Below are 24,247 nucleotides of genomic sequence, written 5' to 3'. Positions count from 1 at the left end.
GCTTATCCGAACGGCATTGCACCTATATAGGTGCCTTTTGCTATCTGATTTCTTATCGTGCTGATTAAAGTTTTATATCGTCAAGGCTAAAATCAAGACCTAGGTTCATCTCTCTCAGCTCTTTCTCAAGCTGCCTACGATCGTTGATGGCTTCGATTTCACGCCACTTACGCTTGAGTGGTTTCGAGCGTGATTTTTGAGTTACACGAGGCATTTCTAGTTCTGATACTTCATCGAATTGAAAGCTATCCATAAGCCATATCTCCTTCCGTGGGACTAGTTCTTACGAACCAATAAATATCATATTTAGGTTCACAATAACTTTGATTTGTTTCTCATTTGTTTCAAATCCATGAAGCTTTTGTTCTATTTTCTTATGCATGCTCACACATTGTGAGAATTATTATGTATAAAAAACAGGCAAACAAACCTAAGTAAACGATTAAATTGGGGGTTATTGAATGTTAATTCATTGTGCGAATGGAATAGCGTTTTGACTACAATGCATTGAAGTGCACATGGTACCATGCGGTATAGGGATCTCATTGGCCTAGAAAAAAACGAAGATCTTCACTATACCTTGTAAAACCTAGGCTGACGTCATTTTTATAGGATGGTGTTCTTGTTGGGGTAGTGCCGTGGCTGTTGTTGATATTATGTCCCGATAATGTGACTTTTATTGGGCTGCATTGTTGAAAATTGTGTTAACAAAAGGTGTGTTATTAGTGAAATGTCATTTTAATATAAGTGTATTTGCATATTGATTTTTAGGCCGTCTCGCTGCATTATCCGCCCGTCAAAAAATACACTGATACGTAAAATGGATGCATGAAGCGACATTTACAGTCTCAATCGCCGCAAGAATATAACAAGAGTGCCGACACAACATTGACAGAGGCATAGGCGATTAAGAGGAAGGCTAGGAAGCATGATCGGTGCTTAAACTCAATTACGAGGTTCACGTGACAGACTTAATCAATTTGATGAACGATCTCCTTTGGGGATCTATCTTAGTTTACTTACTGGTTGGTGTGGGTATCTACTTCACTGTACGACTAGGCTTCATTCAATTCCGCCATTTCGGCCACATGTTCTCTGTTCTTAGAAACAGCCGTAAAGCAGACAGTGCTGGTATCTCTTCTTTCCAAGCTCTTTGTACTAGTCTCGCTGCTCGTGTAGGTACGGGTAACATGGCAGGTGTTGCTGTAGCACTAACCGCTGGTGGCCCTGGTGCTATCTTCTGGATGTGGCTAATCGCAATGCTAGGTATGGCAACATCGTTTGCAGAAAGCACACTGGCACAGCTATACAAAACGCGTGATAACGACGGTAACTACCGTGGCGGCCCTGCATACTACATGGAGAAAGGCCTAGGCATGCGTTGGATGGGGGTTCTATTCTCTATCTTCCTCATCATTGCATTTGGTCTTGTATTCAACGCGGTTCAAGCGAACGCGATTGCAAGCGCAATGAATACGGCATTCGACCTTGAGCGTAGCTACGTTGGTGTTGGTATCGTAATCATCTCTGCGTTCGTTATCTTCGGTGGTATCCGTAAGATTGCACGCACAGCAGAAATCATCGTTCCAATCATGGCATTGGCTTACCTAGCGATCGCTATGTACGTGATGTTCGCGAACATCGAGAAAGTGCCTGAAGTACTGGCTCTTATCTTCAAGAGTGCATTCGGTCTGCAAGAAGCAGCAGCGGGTGGCCTAGGTTACGCAATCGCACAAGCGATGATTAACGGCATCAAACGTGGTTTGTTCTCGAACGAAGCGGGTATGGGTTCTGCGCCAAACGCAGCAGCTTCTGCTACGCCTTACCCACCGCACCCAGCATCACAAGGTTACGTGCAAATGCTAGGCGTGTTCATGGATACCATTGTTATCTGTTCAGCAACAGTCGCAATCATCCTGATGTCTGGTGAGTATGTACCACACGGTGAAGTAACGGGTATCGAACTAACGCAACGTGCACTAACAGCACAAGTGGGCGAATGGGGCGGCATTTTTGTAGCGGTAGCGATTTTCTTCTTCGCTTTCACTTCAATCATTGCAAACTACTCGTACGCTGAAACGAACCTTATCTTCCTTGAGCACAACAACAAGAAGGGCCTAGTGCTGTTCCGTATCGTTGTTCTGGGTATGGTTATGTTCGGTTCTCTAGCGACGTTACCAACGGTATGGGCACTGGCTGACGTATCGATGGGCCTAATGGCGATTGTTAACTTGGTGGCGATTATCCTGCTATCAGGTATCGTGATTAAGCTAGCGAAAGACTACAACCGCCAACTAGACGCGGGTAAAGTACCAACATTCGATTCGAATGACTTCCCAGAGCTTAAGTCTCAGCTGGAAGACGGTATTTGGGACAACAACAAGAAGTAATCTTGTTGGAGCGATAAACGGCTCATCCTAAAGTGATTAGAAAGGCTAAGGTTTCGACCTTAGCCTTTTTGTTTGCCTGTCATTTGTCTCATTCTGTCTATCGAAGCTCATTCTCCCTATCGAAGTAATAGGAAGAGTCATAAAGACAAGTTGATGTTTTTTCTATACTCTAGCAGCATCCAGTTAGATAACCGATTAGGGTAAAGTTATGTTAGTTGTCGTTTCTCCAGCCAAAACACTTGATTACGAATCACCATTAGCGACGGAACGCTTTAGTCAGCCTGAGTTTGTTGAACACTCTGCTGAGCTGATTGAAGAGTGCCGCAAACTGACGCCAGTAGATATTTCTGCACTGATGAAAGTCAGCGATAAAATCGCAGGGTTGAACGTAGCGCGCTTTGAGCAGTGGAGCGAGACCTTTACCCAAGACAACGCACGCCAAGCAATCCTAGCCTTTAAAGGCGATGTATACACTGGCCTAGACGCTGAAACGCTATCGGATGAAGATTTTGACTACGCACAAGACCACCTGCGCATGCTTTCTGGGTTATATGGCTTGCTTAAGCCATTAGATTTGATGCAGCCATACCGCCTAGAGATGGGTACACGCTTAGCCAATGCTCGTGGTACTAACTTGTACCAGTTCTGGGGCAACATCATCACAGACAAGCTGAATGAAGCGTTGAATGCTCAAGGCGACAATGTGTTGATCAACTTGGCGTCTAACGAATACTTTAAAGCCGTGAAGCCGAAGAACTTGGATGGCCAAGTGATTACCCCTGTATTCAAAGACTGCAAGAACGGTCAGTACAAGGTGATCAGTTTCTACGCGAAGAAAGCGCGTGGCATGATGGCTCGCTACATCATCGAGAACAAGATCGACTCGGTTGAGGCGCTGACCCAGTTTGATACGGCGGGCTACTACTTCGTTGAAGAAGAGTCGAACGCGAAAGAGCTTGTCTTTAAGCGCGAAGAGCAAAACTAGTAGTCCTTGGCTAACGAGTAGCTCTCGGTTTTAGCCTGTAGTTAATATTAGAGACCGAGACAGGCCAGATAGAGAAAAGCCCCATGCAGCGAACTGCATGGGGCTTTTTTATTGAATCGTTGAAGCTGGTAGATTACTTCTTCTTTGCTGCTTTCTTTTTCTTCGCGATTTTTTTCTTCTTCGCGATTTTTTGTTTCTCTACCGCTTTCTTATCTTCTTTCTTCGGCTTCTTCTTCTTAGTCACGGCCGCTTTCTTATGCGTAGGGCGCATGCCTTCAATAAAGCGTTCTTTGATTGGTTCGTCTGTGTAACGAGCCACACGCTCAATCATTAGTTGATCGTGCGCTTCAATGATAGAAACCGCGTTACCTTTTTTACCAGCACGAGCAGTACGGCCAATACGGTGTAGGTATACGTCAGCAGTACGTGGCATGTCGTAGTTGATTACGTGGCTTACGTCTGGAAGGTCGATACCACGAGCAGCAACGTCAGTCGCTAGTAGTACGTTTACAGAGCCGTCACGGAAACGAGCAATCGCGTTGTTACGACGATCTTGAGGCATTTCACCTTGGATCCACGCACATGGAATTTGCGCGCTTTCAAGTTGAGCTCGTAGATCACCTAGACGATCACGCGTCTTCAAGAATACGATGCTGCGCTCAGCTTGCTCTGTGATGACGTGCTTTAGGATGTTCAGCTTGTGCTCTGCTGTGTCTGCACGGTGGTACCACTGAGTGATCTTCTTACGCTCACGAAGTGATGATTTCGCATCGATCTCCGCTGGGTTTTTCAGTAGATCTTCAGTGAAGCCTTCAATGCCTTTACCTTCTAGCGTTGCTGAGAACAGTAAAGTTTGTTTACGCCAGCGACACTCTGCAGACAGACGGTCAACAACAGGACCAAAGCCCATGTCTAGCATGCGGTCGGCTTCATCTAGAACCAGCCATTCAATCGCACGACAGTCAAAACGCTCGCCTTCAATGTATTCCATCAAACGGCCAGGTGTTGCTACTACGATATCTTGAGTGGTACTTAAGATATCTGCGTGCTCTTGGTACATCACACCGCCCGTGATCGTGAAGATATTTAGGCTGGTGTATTTAGCAAGCTCACGTGCTTGTTCGGTGATCTGCATTGCTAGCTCACGCGTTGGCGTCAGGATAAGCATACGTGCAGGGCCAGATTTCTTACGTGGGAAATCCAGTAGGTATTGCAGTGCTGGCAATACAAATGATGCTGTTTTACCAGTACCTGTTGGCGCAGAAGCCAAAACGTCTCTTCCATCTAACGCTTGTGGGATTGCTTCAGCTTGTATCTGTGTTGGACGTTCGTAGCCCATTTCGTCAATTGCTTTAAGCAGCTCTTGGTTTAGATCGAGTTCTGCAAAGGTTCTGATCACTGTTGTTTCTCCACAAGCAATAAATGTTTCTGCCTCAAAAAGCAGACGATAAAAAAGAGTAGTCGGACATTATAGAAGCATTAGTGATTAGGATCACATGGTATTTGCTACATCTTGAGATAAAAATCTTTAGTGAGCGCAATAAATGCTTCGCTATAACCACCTTGATGGTGAATTGTAAGCGATTCGCGCTGCAAATTTTGCTCGCAAGCAGGATCTTTAGATAACTCGAATAAAATTCGGCTAGCTGGCTTTTTATCTGTTGTTTTTACATCAAGGCGTTTTGCTAGATACCAACCACATTGCTCGGCAAGCTTGATAAAACCTTCCCCCTCAGGCGTCGGTAGGATGAAACTGGCAGTCGCGGCGTCGGTTGTTATCTCGAAACAACGCTGGGCAAGCGCTAAATGATCCAAGCTGTCGGTGTGCCTGGCGGTGGCTCTTTGGCTTTGCTGCGCCTGTTCTCCAGAGTTGAAGTAGGGCGGGTTACAGATGATCGCATCAAACCTTTGTGGAAAGTCGGCTGTTAACACGCTGCCGTGATCAAGGGAGATACGATTTTGCCAAGGCGACTGCTCAATATTGACAGTGGCAGCATCAATAGCGTGTTGATCAATATCTATCGCAGAGATTGAAGCATCTTCAAAACGCTGCGCAGCCATCAAAGCCAGCAGACCTGTCCCGGTTCCAATATCGAGTACACATGATCTTTGTGGCAGGCTTACCCACGCGCCAAGTAATACGCCATCGGTACTGACTGGCATACCGCTTTTCCCGCCGTAAATTGAGAATTGCTTAAAATTGAAGCTTTTAGTTTGCACTGTTTTGTCTTTCATTAATGTTCTGAGTATCGAGATATTTTAAGTGATTAGCTCTAATGTTAACCGCTTGTATGAATCAATGTTCTGCTTGGAAAAATATTGTTGTGTATTATGGTTAGTTTATAATTGTGGCTATTTTTCTATAGCTAGTGGAATCCACTGCTTTTTGTTCTCATATGCAAATTTATATGGTGTTTTTGTGTGGTGACTTGCAGCTAGCCAGTTGTTTCGTCATTATGCGCGACTATTTTATAGATTGATTGGCAGCTTTGAGCTGTAACATTCATGTAAGCACAACATAAATTCATAAATATAATTAAGGATTATCTGTGAAACAGAGTCTAAAACTAACAGATATAATGGCATTGGGCTTTATGCTTTTTGCGTTTTTCTTGGGTGCGGGTAACATCATCTTCCCACCTCTAGCTGGCCAATTAGCCGGTGATCACTTCCTTCCAGCGATGTCTGGTTTTCTGCTGACTGCCGTTGGTCTGCCGTTAATCACTATCGTCGCGGTCGCAGTGGCTGGTGGCTCTTGGGGTCACTTAACTAAAGATCTTCCTAAGAAAGCAGCAACCATCATGGCTGTACTGATCTTTATCATTATCGGTCCTGCATTTGCTGCACCGCGTACTGGCCTTGTTGCCTATGAGATGGCGGTGAAACCGTTCTTCATCGATGCCTCTCAAGCTCACCTAACTCTCTTTTCGATTGCATTTTTTGCAGTAGCGATGTTCTTCTCATGGTCGCAAGGTAAGCTTATTGACGTCATTGGTAAGGTGCTAACACCTGCACTGTTCGTTGGTTTGGTTGTGCTGGCGATTGCTGTATTCGTTAACCCTCAAGGCGATATTCTTGCGGCTCACGGTGAGTACATCACTCAACCACTAACCAAAGGTTTCCTTGAAGGCTACAACACCATGGATACTTTTGCTTCTTTGATGTTTGGTATGCTGATTGTTGATGCGATTCGTAGCAAGGGCATTACTGACCGTGCAGCGACGACTAAGTACCTAATTAGCGCGGGTTGTATTGCCGCAGCGGGTCTGGCGTTTGTTTACATCTCTCTATTTTTCCTAGGCGCAACAAGTGCAACAGTCGCAGCTGGTGCAGACAATGGCGGTGCTATTTTAAGCCTATACGTTCAATCGTTGTTTGGTCCTTCTGGTCAGCTAGTGCTTTCTGTGATCGTACTATTAGCATGTCTAACTACGGCGATTGGCCTTGTGTCAGCATGTTCTGATTACTTCAGCTCGCTAACGCCTCTGTCTTACAAGACTTGGGTAATCATCAATGGTGTAGCTTGTGCAACCGTTGCGAACGTTGGTCTTTCTCAACTGATTTCTCTGTCTGTTCCAGTACTGTTTGCACTGTACCCAGTCGCTATCGCGTTGGTTGCTCTGACATTCTTACGTAGCCGTTTCCCTAATCCAAAAGCGGCTTACCGCGTAGTGGTATTAGTGTCACTGCTGTTTGCTCTTATTGATGGCGCTAAAGTAGCGGGTGTAGACGTGTCTGCACTTAAGATGCTGCCACTGTTTGAGATCGGTATGGGTTGGTTGCTTCCAACAACGGCTGCAATCATCTGTATGTTCTTTGTTGGCAAGTCAACAGAACAAGAGATGGCTGAAGAGACTGTTTAATCTTCCGTTGAGATTAGATTGTCCTTCGAGATGAAATAGAAAAGGCCTCATTACTTCGCAGTAATGAGGCCTTTTTGTATTCTGTGGTCTTTTTATATCCAGCTAGTTACTTGGTTAGCTACTTAGCCGGGAGTACTTCTGTTTGGTTATAGCTTTTCGCTGTACTCAACCAGTACTTGCTCAACCCAGCTTGCGATACGGTCGTCGCTTAGCTCGTATTGTGAATCTTCATCAAGCGCCAAACCAACGAATTGAGATTTGTCTTCGGTTAACGCTTTAGACGCTTCGAACTCGTAGCTGTCATCGTTTGGCCAGAAGCCAACAAACTCTGCACCCGCGGTTTTCAGTTCATCATGCAATAGACCCATCGCATCTAGGAACCATTCGCCGTAGCCTTCTTGGTCACCCAAACCAAACAGAGCCACAACCTTGCCTTTCATAGGCGTGGTTGCGATGTCTTCCCACAGTTCATTCCAATCTTCTTGGATTTCACCGAAGTCCCAAGTCGAGATGCCCAGCAATAAAAGGTCGTAGTCCGCCATCAATGAAAGAGGGCTTTCTTTCACGTTATGGATATCAACTAGGTCTTCACCAATAATGCCGCGAATTTTCTCTGCTGCCATTTCTGTGTAGCAGGTGGTTGAGCCGTAAAATAATCCAATTTTCATAGCAAACGTTCGATTTTAATTTCAGATGGCGAATTCTAACCATAAATCGACTTCGATTGCAGCGATTATCCGCTCAAGTCGTAATTTTTATGGCATTCATATTTGCTCTGGCATACTCTCAAAACAGTTTCCAATATTGTGAGTAACACTATGCAGTCGCCTCAAGGGCAGAGCGCAGACCACGGTCTCGTTGAGCAGTTTTTAGATGCTATGTGGATGGAGCGAGGATTATCGGAGAATACGCTTGTCTCGTACCGTACCGATTTGTCCAAGTTATTAGCGTGGATGGAAAAGAACAATTACCGCCTCGACTTCATTAGCCTTTCAGGTTTACAGGATTATCAAGGCTGGTTAGCCGACGCCGATTTTAAGCAGACCTCTCGTGCCCGTATGTTGTCGGCGATTCGTCGCTTGTTCCAATATTTGCACCGCGAGAAAATCAGAGGCGATGATCCAAGTGCCTTGTTGATCAGCCCGAAGCTGCCGCAACGCTTGCCGAAAGATTTGAGCGAAGAACAGGTTGATGCTTTGCTCGATGCGCCAGATCCGAACGATCCGATTGAGCTTCGCGATAAGGCGATGCTTGAGTTACTCTATGCAACCGGTTTGCGTGTGACAGAACTGGTTAGCTTGACGATGGAAAACATCAGCCTAAGACAGGGCGTGGTGCGTGTTATTGGTAAGGGTGGCAAAGAGCGCTTAGTACCAATGGGCGAAAATGCGGTGGATTGGATAGAGACTTTTATTGAACAGGGTCGTCCACATCTACTTGGCGAAAACAGTTCTGATGTGGTTTTTCCGAGTAAACGCGCCAAGCAAATGACCCGTCAGACGTTCTGGTATCGTATTAAGCACTACTCGGTCGTCGCTGGTATCGACACAGAATTGTTGTCACCACACGTATTGAGACACGCTTTTGCGACGCATTTACTGAACTATGGCGCAGATCTCAGGGTCGTACAGATGTTACTTGGGCATAGTGACTTATCGACTACCCAAATTTATACTCACGTGGCGACTGAAAGGCTCAAGCAAATTCATGCGCAGCATCACCCACGTGCTTAAATCCATTTATTTTTAAGGTGAACTTAATGAGCGTATTACGCCGTCTTCCTCTACTAGCGCTTCCTCTTATGATTACTGCATGTAATGCATCAGAAGCGAAAGTAGAAACAACATCAACAGCCGTAGAAGCTGCTCCAGCTCAAGCTATTGATACAGCTGCGTTAACTAAGCGTTTTGAAAAAATTGGTATTAAGGTCGATAAGATTGTTCCTTCGGATATCGATGGTTTGTTAGAAGTTCAAACCAACAGCGGCATTATTTTTTCTTCTCCAGAGGGCGATCACTTTCTAGCCGGTACACTTTACTCTTTGGATGAAAACGGAAAGTTCAGTGATGTTTTGGCTGAGCGTCAAGCTCCGCTGAATGCTGAAAAAGTCGCGGCGATGTCGGATACGGTTATTGAATACAAAGCCGATAACGAAAAGTATGTTGTGACGGTATTTACTGACATTACGTGCGGCTACTGTGTTCGTCTGCACAGCCAAATGCAAGGCTACAACGATTTGGGTATCACCGTTCGTTACATGGCTTACCCACGCCAAGGTGCGACAGGGCAAGTTGCCGATCAAATGGCAGCAATCTGGGCGTCAGATGATCCAAAAACAGCGATGCATGACGCTAAAGTAAACCGTCAAATGCCAGCGTCTGGTAAAGACCTAGCAGAGCAAAAGCAGATCATTGCTAAACAATACCAACTGGGTCGTGAGCTTGGCATCAATGGCACACCGGCTATCGTGCTAGCAAGTGGTGAGTTGGTGAGTGGTTACTTACCGCCAGCACAACTTCTTCAACGTTTAGAGCAATAATCTCGTTTTCTGTATTGCCAATTTATCCCCCATGTTTTTGATTTAAGGAGTGGCCTGATTGATATCGGGCCCATTTTTATATGATAGAGATCCAACGCCGTCCTGAGGTCGACATTTCAGTCTTACCTGCTCACTTACCTGACTTGTTAAAGCGCATTTATGTGAGTCGTGGAATCGACAGTGCCGACCAACTAGAGACAGCAGCGAAAGGCTTGCACTCTTATCAAAAACTGGGCGGCATTGATGCTGCGGTTGAGCTGTTGTTCAAAGCTATTCAGCAGCAAAAACGCATCATCATTGTTGGTGACTTTGATGCCGATGGCGCGACCAGCTCGGCGCTGTCTGTTTTAGCGTTACGTATGCTCGGCAGCTCTAACGTCGACTATCTGGTACCAAACCGTTTTGAAGATGGTTATGGCTTGAGCCCTGAGGTTGTTGAACAGGCAATCGAGCTTGGTGCTGAAGTGATCATGACGGTCGACAACGGTGTATCTTCAATTGAAGGTGTTCGCTTTGCTAAAGAGAAAGGGCTAGAGGTTCTGGTTACCGATCATCACTTGCCGGGCAATGAACTGCCAATGGTCGATGCTATGGTTAACCCAAACCTTGAAAGTTGTGCTTTTCCTTCGAAAGCCCTAGCGGGGGTTGGTGTCGCTTTTTACCTGATGATGGCATTGTGTGTTCACATGCGTAAATTGGGTTGGTTTGCAGAGCGCGGCATGACAGAACCTAAGTTGATGGAACTGATTGACCTTGTGGCGCTGGGTACGGTTGCCGACGTGGTTCCACTCGATGAAAACAACCGAATTTTAGTTCATCAAGGTTTGCAACGTATTCGTGCGGGTAAAGCTCGTCCGGGCATTCAAGCCTTGATCGAAATTGCTAAGCGAGACGCTAAGCGTTTGGTGGCGTCTGACTTTGGCTTTGCTCTTGGTCCTCGTATCAATGCAGCTGGTCGATTAGACGACATGTCTTTTGGTGTTGAGCTGCTAATGAGTAACAACATCCATGCGGCTCGTCGAATGGCGAGTGAGTTAGATGGCTTGAACCAAACACGTAAAGAGATCGAAGAGGGTATGAAGCAAGAAGCGATGGCTTTTTGTGAGCGCCTTGAATTTGGTAAAGACGACCTACCTTCTGGCTTGGCACTATTCCAACGTGATTGGCACCAAGGTGTGATTGGTATTTTGGCTTCGCGTATCAAAGACAAATACCACCGCCCAGTGATTGCGTTTGCAGATGGCGGCGAAGGCAGTATCAAAGGTTCATGTCGTTCAATTCCGGGTCTGCACATGCGTGATGCATTGGACCGAATTGATACTCAAAACCCTGGCTTGATTCTTAAATTTGGTGGCCACGCAATGGCGGCTGGTTTAACCATCATGGAAAAGGACTTTGAACGCTTCAGCAAGCTGTTCAATGATGTCGTGAAGAATGAACTTGGAGAAACAGCACTGAAGGGCATTATCTTGTCTGATGGTGAGCTGTTACCAGAAGAGTTCTCGATGCACACCGCTGAAACGCTGCGTTCAGGTGGCCCGTGGGGACAAGCTTTCCCTGAGCCAATCTTCGATGGTGAGTTTAAAGTGCTGCACCAAAAGCTGGTGGGTGAAAAGCACCTTAAGCTGATGCTTGAGCCGCTCTACAAAGGCCACCCAACCAATGTGATGATTGACGGTATTGCCTTTAACGTCGACCTACGTCGCTGGCCTGATGCATCAGTAAAAACCGTTCATCTTGCATTTAAGCTCGATATCAACGAATTTCGCGGCAACCAATCGTTGCAGCTGATGATTGATCATATCGAAGCCAAATAGTGATTTTGGGCTCAATAATGCTCATCATATAGTGCCAAATTCAACAAGCTCTGTTCAAAAACAGGGCTTGTTTTCCTTCCTGCCCTTACAAAATTTACGTGTTTTTTATGCCTGTCAATTTTATATCCCATTAAGTTGTTGAATCTTGGTTCACCACTCTAAAAAATTCTGTATCTCCGTCACACTTTTGAGTACAATTCTTCGGTTAAATTCTACTCATAAATGATGAGCTAAAATGTTTGAAATCAATCCTATAAAAAACCGTCTGCAGGATGTGTCTGAGCGCACAAATATCCTGAGGGGGTATCTTTGACTATGACGCTAAGAAAGAGCGTCTAGAAGAAGTAAACGCAGAATTAGAACAACCGGATGTATGGAACGAACCTGAGCGTGCTCAAGCGCTAGGTAAAGAACGTTCTGCATTGGAAGCGGTAGTAGAAACGATCGACCAACTTGACCAAGGTGTTGAGGATGTTGATGGCCTATTAGAGCTTGCGGTTGAAGAAGAAGATCAAGAAACGTTCGATGAAATTGAACCAGAACTGGCCGAGCTTGAAGCTAAGCTAGAGAAGCTGGAATTCCGTCGTATGTTCTCTGGTGATCACGATGCATCAGATTGCTACATCGATTTACAGTCAGGTTCGGGCGGTACAGAAGCTCAAGACTGGACTTCAATGATGTTGCGCATGTACTTACGTTGGGCAGATTCGAAAGGCTTCAAGACTGAAGTTATCGAAGTGTCGGATGGTGATGTTGCTGGCCTTAAAGGCGCAACGGTACGTATTTCTGGTGAGTATGCTTACGGTTGGTTACGCACAGAGACTGGTGTTCACCGTCTAGTTCGTAAGTCACCATTTGATTCAAGTGGTCGTCGTCATACTTCATTTGCATCTGCGTTTATCTATCCTGAGATTGATGACAACATTACGATCGACATTAATCCTTCTGACCTACGTATTGACGTATACCGTGCCTCTGGCGCTGGTGGTCAGCACGTAAACACCACGGAATCAGCGGTACGTATTACTCACGTTCCGACTAACACTGTGGTTCAGTGTCAGAATGACCGTTCGCAGCATAAGAACAAAGATCAAGCGATGAAGCAGCTACGTGCTAAGCTTTTTGAACTTGAGATTCAAAAACAAAATGCTGAAAAACAAGCGAGCGAAGAGACGAAATCAGACATCGGTTGGGGCAGTCAAATCCGCTCTTACGTGCTGGATGATTCTCGTATCAAAGATTTACGCACCGGCATCGAAAACCGTAATACTCAAGCGGTTCTTGACGGTGACTTAGACAAGTTTATTGAAGCTAGCCTGAAATCAGGTCTGTAAGCTTTATCAACTATTAAGCTTTACCAATAATATTGGTAAAAATGCCTATATTTGCAAAAATATAGCGGTCCAAATTTTAAAAGCAGGGTACATCTCTAATGACTGATGCTGTTCAAAACGAAAACGCACAAGAAGCTTCTTCACCTGAAGAGAACAAACTAATCGCTGAGCGCCGCAGCAAGCTGGATCACATCCGCCAAAACTGCAAAGCTAACGGTCACCCAAATGACTTCCGTCGTGAGCACCTAGCTGGCGATCTTCAAGCGGAATTCGGTGAGAAGACTAAGGAAGAGCTAGAAGAGCTTAACCACATCGTTGCGATCGCTGGTCGTGTTATGGCGAAGCGTGGTCCATTCCTTGCGATTCAAGAAACTTCTGGTCGTATCCAAGCATACGCAGCGAAAGACGTTCAAAAAGTACTGAAAGAGAAGTACCAAGGCCTAGATATCGGTGACATCATCGGTGTTAAAGGTGCGCTTCACAAATCAGGTAAAGGCGACCTTTACGTGAACATGGAAGAGTTTGAATTGCTGACTAAAGCACTTCGTCCTCTACCAGAGAAGTTCCACGGTCTAACTGACCAAGAGATGCGTTACCGTCAGCGTTACGTTGACCTAATCGTGAACGAAGATTCTCGTAATGCATTCATCGTGCGTTCTAAGCTTGTATCTTCAATCCGTAACTTCATGAGCGCGAAAGGCTACCTAGAAGTTGAAACGCCAATGATGCACGTGATCCCGGGTGGCGCAACTGCACGTCCGTTCATCACTCATCACAATGCACTAGACATCGACATGTACCTACGTGTTGCACCAGAGCTTTACCTTAAGCGTCTAGTGGTGGGTGGTTTTGACCGTGTATTCGAGATCAACCGTAACTTCCGTAACGAAGGTCTATCTCCACGTCACAACCCAGAATTCACAATGATGGAATTCTACCAAGCGTACTCTGACTACAAAGACCTTATGGATCTGACAGAAGAGATGCTAAGCACGGCAGCAATGGACGTTCTTGGTTCTACTTCTATGCCTTACGGTGACGAAACGGTTGAGTTCGGTGGCACTTACGCTCGCATGAGCATGTTCGATGCAATCAAACACTACAACCCTGAGCACGCTGAGATTCAAGCGCTAACAGAAGCAGACCTACAAGACCGTGAAAAGATGGTTGCTATCGCAAAATCTGTACACGTAGACGTAGAAACGTTCTGGACATGTGGTCAGCTTCTAGAAGAGATCTTTGGTGAAACGGCTGAGCCTCAGCTAATTCAACCAACGTTCATCACTGGCTACCCAGCGGACATCTCTCCTCTAGCTCGTCGTAGCGATGACAACCCGTTCTTCACAGACCGTTTTGAGTTCTTCATCGGTGGCCGTGAAGTTGCGAATGGTTTCTCTGAGCTTAACGATGCACAAGACCAAGACGAGCGTTTCAAAGCGCAAGTTAACGCGAAAGACGCGGGTGATGACGAAGCGATGTACTACGATGCAGACTACATTACTGCACTAGAGCACGGCCTACCGCCAACAGCGGGTCAAGGTATCGGTATCGACCGTCTAGCAATGCTATTTACAAACACGCACACAATCCGTGACGTGATCTTGTTCCCGGCAATGCGTCCACAGGCGTAATTCTCGCTTATAGGGCGTAACAGCCTATGTAATTAAAAAGCCACCTTCGGGTGGCTTTTTCTGTTTTGGGGCTTCAAAACCTAGTCTGTACCGCACTCTTGATTCGAAAAATCGTTATTTCTGACATAGTCTTACTATTGAGACATAAAATCTAAGATAGTCTCACTACTATACGTCTCTGCGCTGAATACGCTCTCGCGGCATTTTGTCGAACGATGAAGCAGTGACTCGTATTAGTCTGATTTAAATAAAAATAGAATAAGGAAGAAGGATGGGAACTCAATTTAAGATGGATTCCTTACCAGGTTCTCTTATCGTCGTTGGTGGTGCGTACGAACCCTGGTTATCAGTGTTAGAACAAGTGGGTTGGCAGTGTACCCAGTGTGCAGATTTACGAAAAGCCGATGCCTTGATTGCTGATATTGGCCCATGTATTGGTATTGTCGATCTTAGTCATGATGAGTTCAGTCTCAACGGTATTGCTAACCTTGTGAGCAATAACAAGCAGGTGAGATGGCTCGCCTTTATCCGTGAATCTCAATTAAGCTCTGATACGATCTGCCAGTTTATCGTCAACTTCTGTATCGACTTTTTCACGGCACCAATCCCAGATGCTCAATTGCTGAGTACCATTGGTCACCAACTGGGTATGCTTAAGCTTGAGCAGAAGGTATGGCCAAACTACGGCATCAATAACAACATGGGACTGCTAGGCGATTCTGTGGCCGTGAAGCGCTTGAGAGACCAAGTAAAGCGTATTGGGCCGACTGATGTCAGTATCTTGATTTATGGCGAGAGTGGGGCTGGTAAAGAGACGATTGCACGCTCAATTCATCAAAACTCTTCGCGAGCGCAGAAGCCATTTTTAACGGTCAATTGTCGTGCCTTATCTGAGATGAGAATAGAAGCCGAGGTATTTGGTATCTCAGCACAGCCCGCTGCAGCACCTTGTCTGTTGGAAGAAGCCGATGGCGGAACCATCTTGCTTAATGATGTTTTAGCGATGCCACGCAATCAACAACTGAACCTGTTGCGCTTTCTACAAGAAGGTAAGATTGAAACTGCGAATGGACCTAAATCTGTCGATGTGCGTATTCTGGCCGCGAACTCCTCTGATATCGAGAAGGCGTTGATCGAGGGCGACTTCAATGAAGAGCTTTATCACTATATCAATGTTCTGCGTATTCATGTTCCAAGCTTAAAAGAACGTGTGAGCGATATTTCAGTACTGGCGAATCATTTTCTGCGTGAGTACTCGAAAGAGTTTAATGCTCAAGCGAAGAGCTTCTCAGACGATGCTATCCGTTCGATGAATCGATACCATTGGCCTGGAAATGTGCGTGAGCTGATGAATCAGATTAAGCGTGTTGTGTTGATGTCTGATGCTGTGATCATTGAGGATCACCAACTGGATTTACCAAAACAGAATGATGAACGCCGAAGCTTGAAGAGTATTCGAGAGCGCTCAGAGCGCGATGCGTTACTGATTGTATTGGAATCTTACGGTGGTCAGGTTTCATTGGCGGCTAAAGAGCTCGGTGTATCACGAGCGACGATGTACCGCTTGCTGAATAAACACAGCCTAATCTCTGAAGGTGTTGTTTAGACTCTTCTCTACATGACTTTATTCAGTCACCGTAAATTAAAGGCCACGTATCTACGTGGCTTTTTTGTTTCTGAAGGGTAGTCCGTTGTTTTCTAGTTAGACCCTAAGAGAGATATGCTGTGATTTTATATAAGCATAGTGAATATGTTATATGTAAATGAATATGCAACTGATATTTTAGGCGAATGCATTGTTTTAAAAATGTTAATCAATTAGCGGTTGAATAATATACTCACTTGGTTAGACTTTAACCGTTAAAGCAACGATTTAACAAAGACTTGTCTGCTTTTACTTCCCCATTTTTTTTGGATTTTTTAGTTAGCTTGGAGGCGCAAATGAAACATTTCGATTTTATACAGCATATTTGCGCGTCGTTTGAGCCGTGTACTGACATGGTGACTGATATGTCACTCACATCAGCCATAGCCGATCGAAACACCCAAGATAAACCTAACTAATAGATCCGTATCCTTATTTGGCTGCGGAAAAATAGCAGCTAAGTGAGAAGCCCTCATACTATCTAACACGCTATTTTTCCTCAGTTGATTCAACAACTGGAGAGTTATTATGCGTCACTCAGTATATTTAAAATTAGCAACAGTCCTTATCCGTGCCGATCTTCGTCGTGAAGAGCGCGAATGGCAACGAAAAGTTCGTCGTAGTTCATATGAGCTGCCATGGAACAATACTCACTTATTAAGAGATATTGGTCTTGAAGCTGACGGTCGACCGATTGGTTTTTCTGAACCAGAAGTCGTCACGATTGAACGTCGAGTACGTCACCTTCGTCGTGTCTTAAGTGCGCGAATACCGACGTAATCTGCGGGGTTGATAGCACCTTTCAACCCCTAAGATAATTAACAGTGATAGTTATGGCGTCGAAAGTGCAAACTTTTGAACTAGAACTGGCCAAAAAAGAGAAGCGCTTGCTTCTCTTTTTTGCTTTTTTAAGCCGAGATCTGTGCTTTTTTAAGTCGTTATCTAGTAAAGGAAAAGAGTTCTACTAAGCTTTATAGAGCAAGGGAGGCCGGCTATGCAAAAGCATCAATTAGACATGTGGTTACATGGAGAGCACAAAGACTCTTATCAAACACCCAAGGTGTACGTTATTGGCTGTTCTGATATTTCAGAATATCTATTGGCGGTGGAGTACAAACATAAGCTAGAACCGGTAAAGCAAGACGGCGAGCCGCTTCACTTTGGATCCTTGGATCAAGTGAAAGAGGAGTTACTCCGGCTCGGCTTTGAAAAGGCGTATCTTCGCTTACACAACGCCTATGATGAGTTTGGTAATGAGCCAAGCCAAAGCTACTGTGATATTGAACTGGCGCTCAAACCTCATTAAGAGGCGTTGGTAGCGAGATATTGATTCTAATTCCAGACTGTTTTTTAACGCACTGATAGTTTTGGCTATCGAGGCTCGATTAAACGATCTATGCGTAATGTGTTGTCAGTAATTTATGGGTGAATTGAGTTCGCAGATAGAAACCACGTGGTTTAGTTTTGATAGGTTTTCCGCTTGCACCGTAAGCTTCCGTTAACACACGACTGTTAGCAGCCTTCGGACGTAAATGCAGTGCTTCACCGTGTCTTGCTGTTATCTGTTCAACATTGCCTAAAACGATCAACTCCATCAGTTCTTCCCAATCTCGCTTCAAGAGTTCGTCTTCAGCTTGGCTAGGTGTCCATAATAATGGGGATCCTACATGCCTCTCTGCTAGCGGGATCTCTCTTTCTCCCTCGACAGGGATCCACAACACCTTAGACAGCTTGTTTCGAACGTGGCTGGTTTCCCAAGTTATGCCTTGCACACCCATCAAAGGAGCAACACACACAAAGGTGGTTTCGAGTGGCTTGCCAGAGTAGCTAATCGGAATGCTTTTTAGCTCGATACCGAGCTTGGCAAAATCTTGTTCTGGCTTACTGCCTGCAGGTGCACCCAAGTGCCATTCCAATAGCTGCCCAACCCAGCCTTTATCACGCTTAAGGTCGTTTGGCATCACCATCTCAGCTTCGTCAGCGAGCTCTTTAAAGGTCATTCCGGCGATGGCATACGCGCGCTCTAACAGCTCTTGTTGTGTTTGTGGTTCTGGTTTCATAATAAAAGGCATGATCAAAAAAATGATTTTATCAGAAGTTATCACCAAATGACGACTGGTTAAGAAATGATCTCCTTGCGAGAGAAGGGATCAAACTCAGGGTTATCCACAGGACATAAAGGTAATTAATTGAAATATTAATTTAGTGGATAAATAAACAGGGGTTTATGGTGGATAAAATGCTTGCCAAATGGGGTTCAAAATGAATCTTTCACTTAGTAGTGTGGATAAACATCGGAGTGGTTGATCTTTAACCATGTCAGGTTTCTGAAAGATCTTTTACATTTCTAATGTTTTTTAAAACTAGAATGTTATTTTAATTTACTGATTTATATAATAATAAAATTATTTTGACTGATTTGTTGTTTTTGGTGTTGATGAATCTATGGATTAAAAAAAACGATTGCGGGTAATTCTTCACATAGTTATTCACAGAAAAGGTGAATAAATGTGGTCTATGTCTCACTATTGTGTGGGTAACTAGAATTTGAGCAAAACTTATCCATATTCCTAGTTATTATTCATAAATATAGCGCTTATCACGTCACTAAGTTTGCTCCGATTGGGGATATGTGGAAAAATCAGAGTAATTAAAAATTTAGATAGAGGTTGGCCAGTGATAGATGGCGATGGTTACCGATTAAATGTTGGTATTGTAATCTGTAACAACCATGGTCAGGTCTTCTGGGCTAAACGATACGGGCAACATTCATGGCAATTCCCTCAAGGGGGAATAGATGAAGGTGAGACTCCGGAACAGGCAATGTACCGCGAGTTGTATGAAGAGGTTGGCCTTACTAAAAAGGATGTAAAGATCGTCGCGACAAGTCGTCATTGGTTACGCTACAAGCTACCCAAACGACTGGTTCGGTGGGATTCTAAACCTGTCTGTATTGGACAAAAACAGAAGTGGTTCCTTTTGCGCTTAGATTGCGATGAATCGCATATCAATATGCAGCGTGGAAGTACACCTGAGTTTGATGGTTGGCGTTGGGTGAGTTACTGGTACCCAGTTCGACAAGTTGTTTCTTTCAAGCGAGATGTTTACCGTCGAGCGATGAAAGAGTTCGCATCTTTAGCAATGCCGTTTAAAGAGCGAAAAATAAAAGGAAAGCGCAAATTGCGTAGAGGTTAAGCATGCTCAGTCAACTAAGGGAAATAGTTGAACACGTATCAAGAGTTGAAGATGTGTCGACGGCTCTTGATATTTTGGTTAAAGAGACATGCAGTGCGATGCAGACGGAATGTTGCACCGTGTATTTGGCAAATAATGATATGCAGCGCCTTGAGTTGATGGCAACTCAAGGCCTGATCTTCAAAGGCAATAGCATTCACATTGGTTTTGACGAAGGTCTGGTTGGCCTTGTTAAAAGAAGTGCTGAACCTATCAACCTTGCACAAGCGTCTGCTCACCCTGCTTATAAGTTTTTTCCAGAGCTTGGAGAAAACGTCTATCACTCTTTTCTCGGTACTCCGATTATCCACCGCAAGCAAGTGCTCGGTGTATTGGTCATTCAACAGAAGACCCCACGTTTATTTAGTGAGATGGAAGAATCCTTCCTTGTCACGCTCTCTGCACAACTTGCCGTTATTGTGGCGCACGCCCAAACTCAAGGCCATTGGCTGTTAGAGCAACAGAAGCTACCGGCTACTAAAGGTATTGCAGCTTCATCGGGCGTGGCGATTGGTGACTTATGGTGGGACAACACTCAGCCTGAACTCACCGATGTTTATCCTGCTTCGACGCTCAATATAGAGAGAGAGCATGAGTTGTTGGCGGTAGCGGTTGAAAACGCCCTCAATGACTTTAAGCGCATGCGAAAGCGCTTAGATAGCGAAATCAATAAAGATGCGTTGGCGATCTTTGACCTGTTTACTCACTTACTCAACGATCCTATGCTGCGTAAGGATCTAAAAAGCCAAATCCAGAAAGGCGATAAAGCCGATTGGGCACTAAGACAGGTTGTAGAGAGTTATTCTAATCGCTTTGCTCGTATGTCGGACGTGTATCTTCGTGAGAGAGCACAAGACATCCGAGAGCTCGGACAAAGGCTGCTCTATTTCCTCCACAACTCTGAACATGAACTTCGCACGTTAGATAAGCCGATTATCCTAGTGGTTCGTGAGTTAACCGCTTCGGTATTAGCGTCTATTCCCAAAGAAAAGCTCTTCGCGGTGATTTCCTTGGAAGGGGCGGCGAACTCGCACGCAGCGATTTTATCTCGAGCGCTTGGCATACCTTCCGTCATGGGGGTAAACCTCAACCTAGCTCAAGCTAATGGCAAGCGAGCGATTGTTGATGGGTATAGCGGTGAGATCTTTATTGAGCCGACTAAAAGCCTGCTCAAAGAATATCGAGGGCTGATTCTAGAAGAGAGTGAGCTCTCCTCTATGGTCAATCGCGAGCTGTACCTACCGGCAAAAACGCAAGACAACAAGCAAGTCGAGATTCTGCTTAATGCGGGTTTAAGTGCAGACACTAACATCGCTATCAACCAAGGCGTTGATGGCGTAGGGCTGTATCGAACTGAAATTTCTTTCTTGTTGCAGCAAAGATTCCCGTCAGAGGATGAACAATTCAAGCAGTATCGTTCTGTACTGGCAAGCTACCCAGAGAAACAAGTGGTGATGCGTACACTCGATATCGGTGGTGATAAGGCCTTACCGTATTTTCCTATCGAAGAGGACAATCCATTCCTTGGTTGGCGTGGTATTCGGTTTACGCTCGATCATCCTGACATCTTTATTATTCAGTTACGTGCCATGCTACGTGCGAGCTGTGAAAGCCATAACTTGAGTATTTTGCTGCCGATGATCTCTGGTGCACAGGAGTTGGATGACGCGCTACAGTTGATTGAACAAGCGTATGATGAAGTGCATGAGCTTGATAACCGAGTGCGTATGCCTCGCGTTGGTATCATGATTGAAGTGCCATCCATGCTGTACATACTGCCGCTGATTGCGCATAAGGTCGACTTTGTTTCAGTCGGTACCAACGACTTAACCCAATATTTATTAGCGGTTGATCGGAACAATTCACGAGTATCCGATGTCTATGAATCAATGCACCCTGCGGTGATCATGGCATTAAAAAAAATTCATGATACTTGTAAGCAATATCAATTACCTGTTTGTATTTGTGGCGAGTTAGCCGGTGACCCGATGGGCGCGCTGCTATTGATTGGATTGGGGTATGAGACGTTAAGTATGAATACCTCGAATGTCGCAAGAACCAAATATTTGATTCGTCAATCGAACTTGGCTGAATTACAGGATTTGGCAAATAAGGCACTTTCAAAACCGTATGGTAGTGACATCTATAGTATGATGCTGAACTATTTCGAAGAGCGTGAATTTACAGGCTTCATTCGAGCAGGTAAAAAATAGGATTTAACGTGTCATATGAACTGATAGGCTTGTTAGCGGGCCTTGGTGCTATTGTTGGTGTTTTAGCAGGCTTGCTAGGCATTGGTGGTGGTTTGCTGGTTGTTCCTGCCTTACTGTTTTTGCTTCCTAAAGCGGGTATCCCCCAAGAGTTTGCGATGCAAATGGCATTGGCTACTTCGCTATCAACCATCATCGTTACGTCGGGATCGTCTGCGATTAACCATCTAAAGTTGGGTAACGTAGAGATGTTTGTCGTTAAATGGTTGATGCCAGGTGTGGTGATAGGTGGCTTCCTCGGCTCTTTCGTGGCCGATGTAATTCCAGCTCAATACTTACCAAAAGTCTTTGGTGTGATTGTTTTGGTGTTGGCGTTGCAAATGCTATTGTCGATTCGCTCCAAGAGCCAAAAATCGATGCCGGGTTCAGCTAAAACCGTGTTGTGTGGCGGCGGGATTGGTTTGGTATCAAGCTTAGCGGGCATTGGCGGTGGGTCTTTATCGGTACCTTTCCTTAACCATCACGGTGTGGAAATGCGTAAAGCCGTCGGCTCATCTTCGGTATGCGGTTGTGTTATCGCGATTTCGGGAATGCTAGGTTTCATTTGGCATGGATCTTCTGTCGATGCTCTTCCTGCGTATAGCTTGGGTTATGTTTATCTACCGGCTTTGATCGCGATATCTTGTACCTCAGTTTTGACCACTCGAGTGGGTGCGAAACTGGCCACTCAATTGCCAACCCCTGTGCTGAAGAAATTCTTTGCGGTATTTTTAATGTTTATAGCAGCCACAATGCTGCTGTAGTGTCTTTTCTGTTAGTCATTGAGCTAACCGTTAATCAATTTAGATAGAGAGCCAAGTATGTCTCAGGGTTTTATCGAGTTCCCAAATATCGATCCTGTTCTTATTGAACTAGGACCAATCTCAGTTCGTTGGTACGGCCTAATGTACCTTGTCGGTTTTATGTTTGCTCTTTGGTTAGCAAATCGCCGAGCTGATCAACCGGGTAGTGGTTGGACTCGAGAGCAAGTATCAGACTTACTGTTTGCTGGCTTTCTAGGTGTGGTGTTGGGTGGTCGTATTGGCTACGTACTTTTCTACAACTTTGACCTTTTCCTAGCAGACCCACTGTACCTATTTAAGGTATGGACTGGCGGTATGTCTTTCCACGGTGGCTTGCTGGGTGTTATCACCGCAATGTTCTGGTATGCGAAAAAGAATGGTCGCACCTTCTTTGGCGTGGCAGACATGATTGCACCACTCGTCCCATTTGGTTTAGGTATGGGCCGTCTAGGTAACTTCATGAACAGCGAGCTTTGGGGCCGTGTGACTGATGTGCCATGGGCGATTGTGTTCCCTAACGGTGGTCCACTTCCTCGTCACCCATCTCAACTTTACGAGATGGCGCTTGAAGGTATCGTGCTGTTCTTCATCTTGAACTGGTTTATCAAAAAGCCGCGTCCTCTTGGTTCTGTATCAGGGTTATTCCTAGCTGGATATGGTACATTCCGCTTCTTAGTAGAATACGTACGTGAACCTGATGCTCACCTAGGTTTGTTCGGTGGGTTTATCTCTATGGGACAAATTTTGTCACTGCCAATGGTTATCATCGGTGTGCTGATGATGGTGTGGGCATACAAGCGTGGTCACTACAAAGACGAATTACCACAACAAACGAAGTAAGGAATTGGTGTGAAACAGTATTTAGATCTCTGTCAGCGTATCGTTGATGACGGTACTTGGATTGAAAATGAACGCACGGGCAAGCGTTGCCTAACCGTGATCAATGCTGACCTTGAATATGATGTTGGTAATAACCAATTCCCACTGGTAACAACGCGTAAGAGTTTTTGGAAAGCCGCAGTTGCTGAGCTGCTTGGCTATATCCGTGGTTACGACAATGCTGAAGATTTTCGTAAGCTAGGGACTAAAACTTGGGATGCGAATTCTAACCTGAATGAAGCATGGCTGAATAACCCTTACCGCAAGGGTGAAGATGACATGGGCCGTGTTTATGGCGTTCAAGGACGTGCATGGGCAAAACCTGACGGCGGTCATATCGACCAACTGAAGAAGATTGTTGATGATCTAACTAACGGTATTGATGACCGCGGCGAGATCTTAAACTTCTACAACCCAGGTGAGTTCCACATGGGATGTTTGCGTCCGTGTATGTACAGCCATCACTTCTCACTACTTGGTGATACTCTGTACCTAAACAGCACTCAGCGCTCTTGCGATGTACCCCTAGGCCTGAACTTCAACATGGTTCAAGTGTATGTCTTCCTAGCTATCATGGCGCAAATCACGGGTAAGAAAGCTGGCGTGGCTTACCATAAGCTAGTAAATGCTCATATTTACGAAGATCAACTTGCACCTATGCGTGATATCCAGTTAAAGCGTGAGCCGTTAGCTGGCCCAACATTCCATATCAATCCTCAGATTAAGTCTCTAGAAGATTTGGAAACATGGGTAACGATGGATGACTTCTGGGTTGAAGGTTACGAATGCCACGAAGCGATTAAGTACCCATTCTCGGTTTAATCTCACTCGCTTTGTTTGATTGAAAGGCTGCCTCTGTGCCTGTCTCTTATACACAA

Annotated in this window: 21 protein-coding genes; 16 read left to right on the top strand and 5 right to left on the bottom strand. The window is 45.1% G+C overall.

Going from position 1 to position 24,247, the window contains the following annotated elements; translation table 11 throughout:
* Window positions 1-64: 64 nt before the first annotated feature.
* Entirely contained in the window at window positions 65-253 is a 189-nt protein-coding gene (locus AB4384_RS22805) for a DUF3545 family protein (RefSeq protein ID WP_017059319.1), read from the bottom strand.
* Between the two features lie 709 nt (window positions 254-962).
* Between AB4384_RS22805 and AB4384_RS22800 the strand changes: the two genes are divergently transcribed.
* Window positions 963-2,390: a sodium:alanine symporter family protein gene (locus tag AB4384_RS22800; protein WP_032545312.1), complete on the top strand. Its 1,428-nt coding sequence runs from the start codon at window positions 963-965 to the stop codon at window positions 2,388-2,390.
* A gap of 208 nt (window positions 2,391-2,598) precedes the next feature.
* Complete coding sequence (gene yaaA / locus AB4384_RS22795) at window positions 2,599-3,375, top strand: peroxide stress protein YaaA (protein ID WP_017059322.1); 777 nt, start codon at window positions 2,599-2,601, stop codon at window positions 3,373-3,375.
* Window positions 3,376-3,508: 133 nt separating this feature from the next.
* Here the strand turns inward: yaaA and srmB are convergent, their stop codons facing one another.
* Together srmB and AB4384_RS22785 are read right to left on the bottom strand one after the other, a co-directional pair.
* A complete protein-coding gene (gene srmB, locus AB4384_RS22790) occupies window positions 3,509-4,774 on the bottom strand; it encodes an ATP-dependent RNA helicase SrmB (protein WP_017059323.1) in 1,266 nt (421 codons plus the stop codon).
* A 107-nt stretch (window positions 4,775-4,881) separates the two neighbouring features.
* Window positions 4,882-5,610, bottom strand: a complete 729-nt coding sequence (locus AB4384_RS22785) for a tRNA1(Val) (adenine(37)-N6)-methyltransferase (RefSeq protein ID WP_372130151.1) — start codon at window positions 5,608-5,610, stop codon at window positions 4,882-4,884.
* A gap of 314 nt (window positions 5,611-5,924) precedes the next feature.
* Here AB4384_RS22785 and brnQ point away from each other — a divergent pair, with 314 nt between their 5' ends.
* Window positions 5,925-7,238: a branched-chain amino acid transport system II carrier protein gene (gene brnQ / locus AB4384_RS22780; protein WP_017059325.1), complete on the top strand. Its 1,314-nt coding sequence runs from the start codon at window positions 5,925-5,927 to the stop codon at window positions 7,236-7,238.
* A 146-nt stretch (window positions 7,239-7,384) separates the two neighbouring features.
* On the opposite strand, the gene fldB is transcribed toward brnQ, so the two are convergent.
* Window positions 7,385-7,906 (bottom strand): flavodoxin FldB, encoded by a 522-nt coding sequence (gene fldB, locus AB4384_RS22775; RefSeq protein ID WP_017062875.1) that lies wholly within the window; start codon window positions 7,904-7,906, stop codon window positions 7,385-7,387.
* 150 nt (window positions 7,907-8,056) lie between these two features.
* Between fldB and xerD the strand changes: the two genes are divergently transcribed.
* The 8 genes from xerD (at window position 8,057) to AB4384_RS22735 (ending at window position 17,510) form a co-directional block, all read left to right on the top strand.
* Window positions 8,057-8,971: a site-specific tyrosine recombinase XerD gene (gene xerD / locus AB4384_RS22770; RefSeq protein ID WP_017059327.1), complete on the top strand. Its 915-nt coding sequence runs from the start codon at window positions 8,057-8,059 to the stop codon at window positions 8,969-8,971.
* A gap of 26 nt (window positions 8,972-8,997) precedes the next feature.
* Window positions 8,998-9,777: a thioredoxin fold domain-containing protein gene (locus AB4384_RS22765; protein WP_017062874.1), complete on the top strand. Its 780-nt coding sequence runs from the start codon at window positions 8,998-9,000 to the stop codon at window positions 9,775-9,777.
* A gap of 80 nt (window positions 9,778-9,857) precedes the next feature.
* Window positions 9,858-11,594: a single-stranded-DNA-specific exonuclease RecJ gene (gene recJ, locus AB4384_RS22760; RefSeq protein WP_017059329.1), complete on the top strand. Its 1,737-nt coding sequence runs from the start codon at window positions 9,858-9,860 to the stop codon at window positions 11,592-11,594.
* Between the two features lie 235 nt (window positions 11,595-11,829).
* Window positions 11,830-12,928, top strand: a protein-coding gene (gene prfB, locus AB4384_RS22755) for a peptide chain release factor 2 (protein WP_100208942.1) whose coding sequence is annotated in 2 segments (ribosomal slippage) — window positions 11,830-11,904 and window positions 11,906-12,928 — 1,098 coding nt in all. Because the reading frame shifts where the segments join, the coding sequence is not laid out codon by codon here.
* Between the two features lie 98 nt (window positions 12,929-13,026).
* Window positions 13,027-14,559, top strand: a complete 1,533-nt coding sequence (gene lysS / locus AB4384_RS22750; protein ID WP_017059330.1) for a lysine--tRNA ligase — start codon at window positions 13,027-13,029, stop codon at window positions 14,557-14,559.
* A 271-nt stretch (window positions 14,560-14,830) separates the two neighbouring features.
* Window positions 14,831-16,165, top strand: a complete 1,335-nt coding sequence (gene vpsR / locus AB4384_RS22745) for a cyclic-di-GMP-binding transcriptional regulator VpsR (protein WP_372130150.1) — start codon at window positions 14,831-14,833, stop codon at window positions 16,163-16,165.
* 567 nt (window positions 16,166-16,732) lie between these two features.
* Window positions 16,733-16,984, top strand: a complete 252-nt coding sequence (locus AB4384_RS22740) for a hypothetical protein (RefSeq protein WP_017059332.1) — start codon at window positions 16,733-16,735, stop codon at window positions 16,982-16,984.
* Window positions 16,985-17,198: 214 nt separating this feature from the next.
* Window positions 17,199-17,510, top strand: coding sequence for a DUF6482 family protein (locus AB4384_RS22735; RefSeq protein WP_004735016.1), 312 nt, complete (start codon window positions 17,199-17,201; stop codon window positions 17,508-17,510).
* 88 nt (window positions 17,511-17,598) lie between these two features.
* On the opposite strand, the gene mutH is transcribed toward AB4384_RS22735, so the two are convergent.
* Window positions 17,599-18,264: a DNA mismatch repair endonuclease MutH gene (gene mutH, locus AB4384_RS22730; RefSeq protein WP_032546406.1), complete on the bottom strand. Its 666-nt coding sequence runs from the start codon at window positions 18,262-18,264 to the stop codon at window positions 17,599-17,601.
* A gap of 616 nt (window positions 18,265-18,880) precedes the next feature.
* Between mutH and rppH the strand changes: the two genes are divergently transcribed.
* The 5 genes from rppH to AB4384_RS22705 are packed head-to-tail and all read left to right on the top strand — an operon-like array spanning window position 18,881 to window position 24,191.
* A complete protein-coding gene (gene rppH, locus AB4384_RS22725) occupies window positions 18,881-19,399 on the top strand; it encodes an RNA pyrophosphohydrolase (RefSeq protein WP_017059335.1) in 519 nt (172 codons plus the stop codon).
* Between the two features lie 2 nt (window positions 19,400-19,401).
* On the top strand, window positions 19,402-21,651 hold the full coding sequence (gene ptsP, locus AB4384_RS22720; protein ID WP_372130149.1) for a phosphoenolpyruvate--protein phosphotransferase: 2,250 nt from the start codon (window positions 19,402-19,404) through the stop codon (window positions 21,649-21,651).
* 8 nt (window positions 21,652-21,659) lie between these two features.
* Window positions 21,660-22,451, top strand: coding sequence for a sulfite exporter TauE/SafE family protein (locus tag AB4384_RS22715; protein WP_372112594.1), 792 nt, complete (start codon window positions 21,660-21,662; stop codon window positions 22,449-22,451).
* 57 nt (window positions 22,452-22,508) lie between these two features.
* Entirely contained in the window at window positions 22,509-23,330 is an 822-nt protein-coding gene (lgt, locus tag AB4384_RS22710) for a prolipoprotein diacylglyceryl transferase (RefSeq protein WP_017059338.1), read from the top strand.
* A 9-nt stretch (window positions 23,331-23,339) separates the two neighbouring features.
* Window positions 23,340-24,191: a thymidylate synthase gene (locus tag AB4384_RS22705; RefSeq protein ID WP_017059339.1), complete on the top strand. Its 852-nt coding sequence runs from the start codon at window positions 23,340-23,342 to the stop codon at window positions 24,189-24,191.
* The last annotated feature ends 56 nt before the right edge of the window (window positions 24,192-24,247 follow it).

The sequence above is a fragment of the Vibrio sp. 10N.261.51.A4 genome (genome assembly GCF_041471945.1).
Lineage (GTDB): Bacteria > Pseudomonadota > Gammaproteobacteria > Enterobacterales > Vibrionaceae > Vibrio > Vibrio crassostreae_C.
The sequence above is the reverse complement of the archived record's forward strand: the minus strand, read 5'-3'. Positions and strand labels throughout refer to the sequence as shown.

Coding starts and splice junctions, on each gene's coding strand:
- AB4384_RS22735 (WP_004735016.1), top strand. CDS start 17,199: ATGCAAAAGCATCAATTAGACATGTGGTTACATGGAGAGCACAAAGAC.
- yaaA (WP_017059322.1), top strand. CDS start 2,599: ATGTTAGTTGTCGTTTCTCCAGCCAAAACACTTGATTACGAATCACCA.
- fldB (WP_017062875.1), bottom strand. CDS start 7,906: ATGAAAATTGGATTATTTTACGGCTCAACCACCTGCTACACAGAAATG.
- AB4384_RS22805 (WP_017059319.1), bottom strand. CDS start 253: ATGGATAGCTTTCAATTCGATGAAGTATCAGAACTAGAAATGCCTCGT.
- AB4384_RS22765 (WP_017062874.1), top strand. CDS start 8,998: ATGAGCGTATTACGCCGTCTTCCTCTACTAGCGCTTCCTCTTATGATT.
- AB4384_RS22740 (WP_017059332.1), top strand. CDS start 16,733: ATGCGTCACTCAGTATATTTAAAATTAGCAACAGTCCTTATCCGTGCC.
- lgt (WP_017059338.1), top strand. CDS start 22,509: ATGTCTCAGGGTTTTATCGAGTTCCCAAATATCGATCCTGTTCTTATT.
- AB4384_RS22785 (WP_372130151.1), bottom strand. CDS start 5,610: ATGAAAGACAAAACAGTGCAAACTAAAAGCTTCAATTTTAAGCAATTC.
- mutH (WP_032546406.1), bottom strand. CDS start 18,264: ATGAAACCAGAACCACAAACACAACAAGAGCTGTTAGAGCGCGCGTAT.
- recJ (WP_017059329.1), top strand. CDS start 9,858: ATGATAGAGATCCAACGCCGTCCTGAGGTCGACATTTCAGTCTTACCT.
- xerD (WP_017059327.1), top strand. CDS start 8,057: ATGCAGTCGCCTCAAGGGCAGAGCGCAGACCACGGTCTCGTTGAGCAG.
- lysS (WP_017059330.1), top strand. CDS start 13,027: ATGACTGATGCTGTTCAAAACGAAAACGCACAAGAAGCTTCTTCACCT.
- vpsR (WP_372130150.1), top strand. CDS start 14,831: ATGGGAACTCAATTTAAGATGGATTCCTTACCAGGTTCTCTTATCGTC.
- ptsP (WP_372130149.1), top strand. CDS start 19,402: ATGCTCAGTCAACTAAGGGAAATAGTTGAACACGTATCAAGAGTTGAA.